Source organism: Chitinophaga pinensis DSM 2588 (assembly GCF_000024005.1).
Lineage (GTDB): Bacteria > Bacteroidota > Bacteroidia > Chitinophagales > Chitinophagaceae > Chitinophaga > Chitinophaga pinensis.
This window is the reverse complement of the sequence record NC_013132.1, coordinates 6,679,543-6,691,483: the sequence shown is the minus strand read 5'-3', so window position 1 is coordinate 6,691,483 and position 11,941 is coordinate 6,679,543. Positions and strand designations below refer to the sequence as shown.

Genomic DNA, 11,941 nt, shown 5'->3' with positions numbered 1-11,941 from the left:
AATGAAGAAAGTTATATATAAATTCTCCGCTGTCGTATTGATGGGTAGCCTGCTTTTCTCATCCTGTACGAAAGACTTTACAGAGATCAATACTGACCCGAACGGTACACCTACCGCATTACCGGAACAGCTGATGGCGCCTGCACTGGTAGGTACGCTAGGCTACAACATGCTGCGTAACCGTAACTTCAACAATGAACTGATGCAGGTGACAGTGGATGCGAGTGATGCAGAAGGTAAAGTATTCAGATATGATTATCGTGCCACCTGGGCTGATTACCTGTATAATGGCCTGTATTCTGAACTGACCAACTTTAAGGATATGTACAAGGTGGCTAATCAGCAGCTGACCTTCAACAAGTCTTATAAAGGTATTTCTGTTATCTGTCAGTCATGGATCTATTCCATACTGACAGATACCTACGGAGACATTCCATATTCTCAATCCAACGAAGCAAGAGACAGCGCTATCTATGAGCCGGCTTTTGATGCACAGAAGGATATCTATATGGACATCTTCGATAAACTGGATTCTGCAAATACCTGGTTATCTGCAGGTACGGCTATCAGTGCCAACAGCGATCCTGTGTATGGCGGCGCTGTCGCTAACTGGCGTAAGTTTGGTAACTCACTGTATTTACGTTTACTGCTGAGGGTATCCGGTAAGCCCGAAATGACGGAATTCTGTAAGGCCAGAATTAAGAAAGTGGTGGAGACTTATCCGATTATGGCCAGCAATGCGGAATCAGCTATCCTGAGATGGACGGGTGTGGGCCCGCTGAGTTCTCCTTACATCGGTGTAAGAGAACAGGACTTCAGAGCGCCTGGTATTGCCAGCTATTTCATTGACAACCTGAGTTCCTGGAATGACCCGCGTATCGATATTCCTACCTATGGTACCAGCAGTATCAACAGATGGGGTATTGCGCCGTACTCCGGTTCTTACCAGGGTATTCCGAGTGGTTATGCACCAGGTGAGAACCCGGTAAAGAAATGCTACTTCTACTCCAATACTTCTGCGGTATCACTGATGACAGAGCCAATGACGGGTATGATGATGAACTATGCGGAACTGAAGTTCATACTGGCAGAATGTGCGATCAGGGGATGGATCACCGGTTCTGCTGAAACCTATTACAATGATGGTGCGCAGAACAGTATCACGTTGTGGCTGCCTAACTGGACTGTCCCTATCAAGGATTTCCTGACAGCGGCAGATATCGAGTGGGATGAAAAGTTGTCATTCGATGATAAAATGGAAAGGATCCACAAGCAGAAATATTATGCGCTGTTCCTGACAGATATGCAGCAGTGGTTTGAATACCGTCGTACCGGTCACCCGATCCTGCCTAAAGGCGCGGGACTGAAAAACGGGGGTGTGATGCCTGCAAGGATGACTTATCCTGTATATGTACAATCCACTAATCCGACAAATTATAAACTGGCAGTTGCCAGACAGGGGGCAGATCAGATCTCTACCCAGGTTTGGTGGCAAAAACCATAATTGATATTTCATACCAAAATACTGTCATGAAAAAGATATTCATCTATACTTTCTTATTATCCTCACTCATCTCTTCATGGGGATGTGAAAAGGAGACTTATCCAGGCGCACAGATAAGTCCTTATGTCGCCATATTTGACGTAAGAAACCTGTACAGAGGTCAGGACCTGGTACTGAACAATGACAATCTGAAAGGTGGTCATAGTCTGGCTGCAATGGTTGTATCTGACCATTCCGGCGGTAACCTGCCGGAGGGACTGCTGGTGGTGCAGGATGCCCGTCGCCTGTCGACACTGCGTGGTATTTCCATTCCTTTAGGAGCAGATGCAACGTCTTTTGTACCTGGTGATTCCGTGATCATCCACATTGACGGGAAGACCCTGTCGAGAGTGAACGGTATCCTGGAGATCAAAGGCGTTAGCAAGGGCGATATCCAGAAGGTATCGTCTGATAATGTGATTCCCATCAACCGTGTGACGATCGGTCAGATGCAGACCAATCCGGATGCATACGAGAGTGTGTTGTCAGTAATCGTGAAAGGTACTTTTGATCCGCTTCCGCAGCCAACGGATGTTTTGGCAGGGGATAAGACACTGAACGATGGTTTTGGTGATATTATCCTGCATACAGAAGCAGGTGCTGCATTTGCAAACAATGCTGCTTTTGTGAACGCCAACTATTTCGGGATTGCCTTCAATTCGGAAGTGAAAGAAGGACAGCTGATCCCACAGTTCAGGGTGCGTACCGGCAGCGATGTAAGGGAACTGAGTTCACAGATCCAGGTAGCGCCGGTACTGATTACTGGTTTCATGAGCGATGTGGCCGGTGGTGATGGTAACTACGAATATGTGCAGCTGATGGCGACGACCGACATTGATTTTGCACAAACGCCGTATGCAGTAGTCGTAACCAATAACGCCAATGCCTCGACGCCAACCGGCTATCCTTCTAACGGATGGGCCACCGGTAACATGCGTACCTATAAATTCAGTCTGAGTACAGGTACTGCGAAGAAGGGCACTTTCTTCTATGTGGGGGGCGCCGGTAAACTGATCAATGGTTCCGGTTCTACCAATATAAGCAGCTCTAACTGGATCAGGGCATTCGACTATACCAAGAATGACGGTGACGGATTTGGTCTGAAAACAGGCGGTCTGTTTGCCAACAGTGGTAACGCATCCGGTGTGGCGGTCTTCAAAGATTCTGCGGTTACTGCCAGCTCTACGCCGGTGGATGTGATCTTTATTGCTACCGGTGGTAGTCTCTACTCCGGCAACAAAGGATACCGTATTGCCAGTACAGATTTTTATGATATCGTGAACCCGATTACGATGGCACAGCAGCCATTCTACAGACAAGGGTCCAATACCCTGAGTCTGGTGTACAACACGGCTGACCTGGGTTATTTCAATATGCTGGGAGGTGTGTACAATCCGGCGCTGGGTAAATGGGTAAGAGCAAGGGCGCAGAACAACAGACTGCTGACCAAGAGCTCTCCATTATCAGATATCGAAGGAGAAGGAGCTACAGTTCTCAAATAAACAGACTAAACAGTTATGACGCTTAACAGAAGAAAATTCTTAAAGAATCTTGGTATTACCGGTTCACTGCTGACGGTGCCTTCGGTAATGCTGAACGCAAAGCCATTATTCGGAAGAGGAAACATCGATCTTTCCAACGTTACATTAAAGGGAAGGGTACAGAGCAACGGCAAGGGGATCTCCGGTGTACCGGTAACTGACGGTATCAATATCGTGCTGACGGACAAAAACGGCGACTATGTGCTGCAGAGCAACGGCACAGCTGAATTCGTATATATCAGCGTACCATCAGGATATGCATTCCCGGAAGAAAAGGGAATTGCCAACTTCTTCAGGCCACTGAGCAAGGGTAATCCTGTTATCAAAAACGACTTCAGCCTGGAGAAACTGAAGGTGGATGACCGTAAACATGCTTTTGTTGTGTGGGCCGATCCGCAGATGAAATCGAAGAAAGATGTGGAGTTGTTAATGAGTCAGTCAGTGCCTGACCTGCAGGCGCTGGTGAAATCTTATCCGAAGGACCTGCTGATCCATGGTATCGGCTGTGGGGACCTGGTATGGGATGAATTTGAACTGTTTGCAGATTATAAAGAAGCGGTGGGTAAAACCGGTATTCCTTTCTTTAATGTGATCGGTAATCATGATATGGACAATGAAGCCCGTACAGATGATGGTTCCTCCAACACGTTCAAGAAACAGTTCGGACCAACCTATTATTCTTACAACAGGGGAGACATCCATTACATCGTTCTGGATGACGTATTCTTCCTGGGCGCTGCGAAAAACTATATCGGCTATATTACTGAAAATCAGTTACAATGGCTGGATCAGGATTTGGCGCATGTAAAACCAGGCAGCACCATCGTATTGAGTACACATATTCCGACCTTTACCGGACAGCAGAGAAGAAATGGTAAACCGGAAGAAGTAGGCGGCGGTACAGTAGCGAACAGAAAGCAGCTGTATAAGATGCTGGCTCCTTATAAGGTGCATATCATGAGCGGACATACGCACTTCAATGATAACTGGGAAGAAGGAGACATTATGGAGCACAACCATGGTACCGTATGTGGCGCCTGGTGGACGGGTCCTATCTGTGGCGATGGTACGCCAAGCGGTTACGGCGTGTATGAGGTAGACGGTACTGATATCAAATGGTATTATAAATCAACCGGTTTGCCAAAAGAAACACAGCTCCGTATCTATCCGAAAGGAAAAGTAAAAGAATCGCCCGATGAAATCTCTGCTAACGTATGGAACTGGGATAGCAAGTGGAAAGTAGAATGGTATGAGGACGGCCTATTAAAAGGCCCTATGGAGCACCGCGTAGCCTACGACCCGTGGGCTGTGGAACTCTATCTCGGACCACAGTTGCCTAAGAAGCACAAGTTCGTGGAGCCTACTCTCAATGATCACATGTTCTTCGCAAAACCTTCTCCTGATGCTAAAAAGATCACGGTGAAGGCGACCGACAGGTTCGGTAATATTTACGAAGAAAGCATCTGATAACAACGTCTCAATTTTTCAGAAAAGGCAGGTCATGAAAATGACTTGCCTTTTTCTGTTATAAGATATTAAGTTAATAATCTATATTTGTGTCCGTTATGAAAAATGTCGGAGTGGGAAGCCACTTTCGACATTTTTTATGAACATTGTTCGGGAATGATGACAATATTCTGTCCCTTATTTAAGTAAGGTGTGCTTCCTTAAACCAGTGAAATATACAGCCGGAAATGGTTGTTAATTGAAAATACCTATGAAGACAAAATTCTTCGGAGTTCTATCGGGCATTTGCCTGATGCTCTTACCCATCCTTGTTTACGGACAGTTGCCTTTCAGCCCCTGTAGTCCCACGGGAGGAAAGAAAGCCGATATTCTCGGTGTTGAAACCAAGTACAGGGCCCCGGGAGGAGCGCCGCCGACCTTCACCATTCCGGCAGGTACAAAGTCCATCGTCTTGTATGCTGCATCTGAAACCGGTATTAATAATCCGGTAGGAGATACAGAAATAATAAAAGGAGATGAGGACTTTATAACGATCAATGCGATCATTGACATGCCCTCGCAAACTTCTTCCGGGTTTTTGAACTACGCGAAGAATACCAATACCCTTGGGACCGGGACGAATGTATATGGATGGAAAAAAGTAAGTCTCGGCGCTGTTATCCCTTTTGCAAGTAAAATAGGTGATAGAACCCCAGACCTCAACAACGTCAGCTTCTCAATTACCGGCTCTACACTGACGATCGCAGAAAACGCTACCAGTATCCATTCTTCCTATCATGTTGAATATCTGTCTCCTGCGACAAACTCATTAAATCCGATGCCTACTGTCATTCGCAGTATGCTACATGGCTCGGCTGCTGCGAGTACTGATCTGGTCATACCGATTCCTGCGGGAGCAAGCGTTATCAGTATCGTTGGTAAAGGTAGTAATACCAGTATAGCAGACCTGGACAGCGGGAATGGAACAGAGGAAGGTTATTCCAATCTGCATTTTCTGCTGGATCTGGATAAGGCATTAATGAATGGTTTTGTTACGCTGGCAAACGGCGGCTCCGACGATAGAAGATCTACCTATGTAATTAGTAATAAGGATGTTTCCACTGCAGGTTCTCTCCTGACTTCCGGCAATATTACCGGAGACTATGCGTCAAAGAATGTCAACAATGGGGCAGTAGGTATATATGATGCAGAAGTGTATGTGAGCGGTGGTAACCTGATTATCAAACGTGAAGCCAATTATGCCCGTGACTTTGACGATTCTTATGTCATCGAGTTTTATAACAGGGTTGGGCAGGGTATGAGTGCGGAATTTATTGATTCTGATATCAGGACTATTTCCAGTGCTACCTATCCGGCAGCAGGTGTGACCAGGTCTTTCAGAATTCCTTCCGGTACGAACTTTATTTATTTCAACGAGACGGCCAACGCGATCAACTTCAACAATGAAAGTAATGAGAATCCGCTGGCTTCCTATGCATATATAGACCTTGAAAAAGAAACGGCCACCGGTTACTATTATCAGCAGGTAGGTTCTTCTACCGGTACCGGCAGACGCGAAGATAACTTTGCTTTCCGTGATGTGCCGCTGGATAGTACCAGTACCAAGACGCACGCCAATACAGTTGGTTTTAAGGCGGGTTTCCCTTATGATCTCTCCTTTAAACTGACAGCAGATAAGAGTCAGCTGATCGTTACCAATAAAACGGGCCTCGCGAATCAGTCTTACCAGTTCCTGTTATCGGCAGATTTCTTTGGTGCACGTCCGGACGTGGCCTTCAATCCAACTAATATCACCTTTACTAAAGGCGCTAACTGTAACATTGTCAAAGCACATGTACAGATCTGTAACCCGGGTTCCGGTAATAACAACGGCGGAATGCCCATTGCTTTCTACGAAGGGGATCCTACTACGAATGCGAATGCACGACTTATATATGTAGGACTGATACCGGAGCAGATCAAAATGGGAGATTGTAAGGACTTTACCTTTGACCTGGACCTGACCGGAAGAAGCAATCTGAATATTAATATCTCCATGATCCTGAACGATAACGGATCTTTTGTAACGGGTGGTGTCGGCGCAACTGTCGGTACTCCTTTTACACTGGCATCTTTAAGTACGCAGGATCCTTTCTATACCGAGTGTTACTATGATAATAATATATATAGTACCACGGTGAATGTAAATAACTGTCCGGTGTTAAACCCGGATCCAGATCACAGCTCAGGTGCGAGTGGTAATTATAGTTACCTGAACTATTACCATGCAGCGAGTGCGGTGGGCGCCAGGATCACCGATACAGACCTGACCATTACTGATCCTGATGGCGGTACTGTTGCTTCAGCGACGATTACCCTGTCCAACCGTCCGAATGGCAATAATGAAGGATTGCACCTGAATGGTACATTACCGGCGGGTATTACCGCCACAGGCGATAGTACCGGTACGATTGTACTCACTGGTGTTGCTTCTCCGGCAGATTATATTGCTGCCATTCAGCTGATCGAGTACTATAATAAAGTATTAACGCCCGATCAGACCGACCGTATTATTCTGACTACCTTAAATGATGGTACAGAGAATGGTCCGGTGGCCACAACGACCATTAAGATACTGGTAGACCCACGAATCAGCGTATCCGGTAATGCTACCGTGATTGCTGATAATACGACTACGGTGAATACAACTGACGGTACAGACTTTGGTCTGGTACTGGCAGGTGCATCGCCAGTAGCACATCAATTCGTTGTTCAGAATATCGGTACAGGTACCTTGCACCTGACAGGTACCCCGGTAGTGAGTATCACCGGTGATGCAGGATTTACGATTGCTGCACAACCAGGCGCTGCAAACCTGGAAGGTGGCATCAGCACTAATTTCAGTGTAAGTTTTGATCCGGCAGGACATGCGGGGAGTACTTATACAGCTACTATACAGATCAACAGTGACGATGCGGACGCCGACAGAGCGGTTTATACATATGTTGTAAGCATATTGGTGAATAATCTGCCTGCTGTCAGCAATAGCAGTCTGAACGTAGATGAAGATAACACCCTGTCTTTTGCAGCAACTGACTTTACTAACAACTATAGCGATATTGATGGCGCGGCACTTACCAAAATAAAGGTAAATACGCTGCCTGCCAATGGTACCCTGGAATTGAACGGTGTACCGGTTGTAGCGGGCGATGAGATTGCGGCAGCAGATCTTGCCGATATCACCTTTGTACCCAACCTCAACTGGAACGGTACAACCAGTTTCAACTGGGTAGCTGCGGATCAATATGGTTATGCGACTACTCCTGCTGTCATGACCATCCATGTGGCGCCGGTGAATGATGCCCCTGTGGCGACTGTTCCTACCAATATCAATGTAACAGAAGGAACGCCTGCAAGAATAGACGGTATTTCATTTGCGGATGTAGATGCGGGCAGTAATACGGTAACGGTAACTATATCTGTTCCGGAAGGTACTTTCGCGGCTTCTTTAGGTGGAGGTGTAACAGTGGGTGTATCTGCAGGAGCACTGTCACTGACAGGTACTATTGCGAATATCAACGCGTTTATCGCTGCTGGCAGCGTTAAATACATGACGATCCTGAATCCTTCTCCTACGGTGCTGGTGACGGTGAACATTTCCGATAGAGGCAACACGGGTAGCGGTGGCATTTTGCAGGATACGAAAACATTCCCGCTGACGATCACAAGAGTGAATACACCGCCAACGGGTACAGGAGATACAAAGACAACTATCAGAGACATCCCTGTTAATGGTGCAGTGACTGGTTCCGACGTAGATGGAGATCCGCTGACATATACAAAGGCGACAGATCCTGCACATGGTACCGTCATCGTTAATGCAGGAGGTACTTATATTTATACACCGGTAGCAGGTTATGTTGGTGGCGACAGCTTTACGATCACCATAGAGGATGGCCAGGGTGGTAGTACCACTGTAACGGTGAATATTACCGTTACGCCTCCGCCAAACAATCCGCCAACAGGTACCGGCGATACAAAGACGACTATCAGAAATACGCCGGTAGATGGCGCTGTGACCGGTTCCGATGCAGACGGCGATGCACTGACTTTTACAAAAGCAACTGATCCTGCACATGGTACCGTAGTGGTACGTGCAGATGGCTCTTATACTTATACGCCAGCAGCTGGTTATGTTGGTGGCGATAGCTTTACCGTGACGATTGATGATGGTCATGGTGGCACGACGACCGTAACAGCAAATATTACGGTGACTCCTCTGCCGAACAATCCACCGACAGGTACGGGAGATACAAAAACAACTATCAGAGATACGCCTGTAGATGGCGCTGTGACAGGTGCTGATGTGGATGGCGATGCGCTGACCTTTACGAAGGCAAGCGACCCTGCACATGGTACCGTGGTAGTGCGTACAGATGGTACTTACACTTATACACCGGCAGCAGGTTATGTAGGTGGCGACAGCTTTACTATTAAAATCGATGATGGTAAGGGAGCTAGCACTACTGTAACTGTAAATATCACGGTGAATACACCTCCAAATAATCCGCCGACAGGCACAGGCGATACAAAAACAACAACGAGAAATGTACCTGTAGATGGTGCGGTAACTGGTTCCGATGTGGATGGCGATGCGCTGACCTTTACGAAAGCGACAGATCCTGCACACGGTACGGTGGTGGTACGTGCGGATGGTACTTATACCTATACGCCGGCAGCAGGTTATGTCGGAGGCGATAGCTTTACTGTTAAAATAGATGATGGTAAGGGTGGTAGTACCACTGTAACCGCGAATATAACCGTGAATACACCGGCAAACAACCCGCCAACAGGTACAGGTGATAATAAAACAACTGACCAGGATGTACCGGTAGATGGTGCAGTGACTGGCTCCGATGTGGATGGCGATGCACTGACCTTCACAAAAGCAACCGATCCTGCACATGGTACGGTGGTCGTACGTGCCGACGGTACTTACACTTATACACCAACCACCGGTTACAGCGGTAATGACAGTTTCACGGTGAAGATTGACGATGGTAAAGGTGGCAGCATAACGGTGACAGTCAATATTACTGTAACACCAGTAATCGTGCCTCCGGTGAATACGCCGCCAACAGGTACGGGTGATAATAAAACAACCGATCAGGATGTACAGGTAGATGGCGCCGTAACTGGTGCCGATGCAGATGGCGATGCACTGACCTTCACAAAAGCAACCGACCCTGCACATGGTACCGTGGTAGTACGTGCGGATGGTACTTATACTTATATGCCGGCCACCGGTTATAGCGGCAATGACAGCTTTACGGTGAAGATCGCTGATGGTAAAGGTGGTAGTACGACAGTAACAGTGAACATTACAGTTACGCCGGTAGTCGTACCTCCGGTAAATACACCGCCGACAGGTACAGGTGATAATAAAACAACTGACCAGGATGTACCTGTAGATGGTGCGGTAACTGGCTCCGATGTGGATGGCGATGCACTGACCTTCACAAAAGCAACCGATCCTGCACATGGTACGGTGGTCGTACGTGCCGACGGTACTTACACTTATACACCAACCACCGGTTACAGTGGTAACGACAGTTTCACGGTGAAGATAGATGATGGTAAAGGTGGCAGCACAACAGTGACAGTCAATATTACAGTAATACCAGTAGTCGTGCCTCCGGTGAATACACCACCAACAGGTACGGGTGATAATAAAACAACAGATCAGGATGTACCGGTAGATGGCGCCGTAACTGGTTCCGATGCAGATGGCGATGCACTGACCTTCACAAAAGCAAGCGACCCAGCACATGGTACGGTGGTCGTACGTGCGGATGGTACTTATACTTATACACCGGCCACCGGTTATAGCGGTAACGACAGCTTTACGGTGAAGATTGACGATGGTAAAGGTGGTAGTACAACAGTGACAGTAAATATTACGGTAACACCAGTAGTGGTACCTCCGGTAAATACACCACCAACAGGTACAGGTGATAATAAAACAACAGATCAGGATGTGCCGGTAGATGGCGCTGTAAGAGGCTCCGATGCAGATGGTGATGTACTGACCTTTACAAAAGCAACAAATCCAGCACATGGTACCGTGGTAGTACGTGCGGATGGTACTTATACTTATACGCCGGCAGCTGGTTATAGCGGTAACGACAGCTTTACGGTGAAGATCGACGATGGTAAGGGTGGTAGCATTGTAGTAGCGGTGAACATTACCGTTACGCCGGTAGTCTTACCTCCGGTAAACACACCGCCGACTGGTACAGGTGATAACAAGACCACTAACGAGGATGTACCTGTAGATGGCGCCGTAACTGGTTCCGATGCAGATGGCGATGCGCTGACCTTTACAAAAGCCACAGATCCTGCGCATGGTAGCGTCGTAGTACGTGCGGATGGCACCTATACTTATACGCCGGCAGCGGGCTACAGTGGTAATGACAACTTTACTGTTACAATCGACGATGGCAATGGTGGCAGCATCACCGTGACGGTGAATATTACTGTCAGACCGGTTATTACTACACCGGTGAACAATCCGCCGACTGGTTTTGGTGATTCTAAAACGACGCCGGAAAGCACGCCTGTAAGTGGTACTGTAACCGGTACTGATTCTGATGGTGATGCACTGACCTTTGCGAAAGCTACAGATCCTGCACACGGTACTGTTGTAGTGCGTGCGGATGGTACTTATACTTATACACCGGCAGCAGGTTACAGCGGATTGGATAACTTCAATATCACCATCAGCGATGGTAAAGGTGGCACCGCAACTGTGACGGTGAACATCAATGTAACGCCGGTAGTAGTGATTGAAGATCCGGTGGCACTGAATGACAGGGGTGAAACAAAAGCCAATACACCTGTAACGGTTGATATACTGGCAAACGATGATGCCCGTAATTCTACACTGGATAAAACATCTGTTGAGATTGTCGCATCACCTGCACACGGCACGGTGAAAGTAAACGAAGATGGTACTGTGGTGTACACGCCTGATCCGGGGTATACCGGTGATGATAGCTTCACTTACCAGGTGAAGAACGCAAATGGTCAGCTGAGTAATGCAGCCACCGTTGCGGTAACAATCACAGCAGCCGGTATCAATGTACCGAATCTCTTTACACCAAATGGCGATGGTAAGAATGACTTCTTTGAAATACGCGGTCTGAACCAGTATGCAGAGAATGAGCTGATTATTGTCAACCGCTGGGGTAATGAAGTGTACAGACAAAAAGGATATCAGAATAACTGGAAAGGTGACGGACTGAATGAAGGAACCTATTACTATCTGTTGCGCATAAGACGAAACGGTAGTGCAGAATGGGAAGTGATGAAAGGATACGTTACACTGATCAGGGCTTTCAAATAATCATGT

The 11,941-nt window shown here is 47.3% G+C and carries 4 protein-coding genes; all 4 read left to right on the top strand.

What is annotated here, in order from left to right:
- Window position 1 precedes the first annotated feature (1 nt).
- Window positions 2-1,504 carry a SusD/RagB family nutrient-binding outer membrane lipoprotein gene (locus CPIN_RS26145; protein WP_012792876.1) on the top strand — a complete coding sequence of 501 codons (1,503 nt, stop codon included), beginning with the start codon at window positions 2-4 and terminating at the stop codon, window positions 1,502-1,504.
- Between the two features lie 26 nt (window positions 1,505-1,530).
- On the top strand, window positions 1,531-3,045 hold the full coding sequence (locus CPIN_RS26140; protein ID WP_012792875.1) for a DUF5689 domain-containing protein: 1,515 nt from the start codon (window positions 1,531-1,533) through the stop codon (window positions 3,043-3,045).
- A 15-nt stretch (window positions 3,046-3,060) separates the two neighbouring features.
- On the top strand, window positions 3,061-4,551 hold the full coding sequence (locus tag CPIN_RS26135) for a calcineurin-like phosphoesterase C-terminal domain-containing protein (protein ID WP_012792874.1): 1,491 nt from the start codon (window positions 3,061-3,063) through the stop codon (window positions 4,549-4,551).
- 250 nt (window positions 4,552-4,801) lie between these two features.
- Window positions 4,802-11,935, top strand: a complete 7,134-nt coding sequence (locus tag CPIN_RS37065; RefSeq protein WP_012792873.1) for an Ig-like domain-containing protein — start codon at window positions 4,802-4,804, stop codon at window positions 11,933-11,935.
- The last annotated feature ends 6 nt before the right edge of the window (window positions 11,936-11,941 follow it).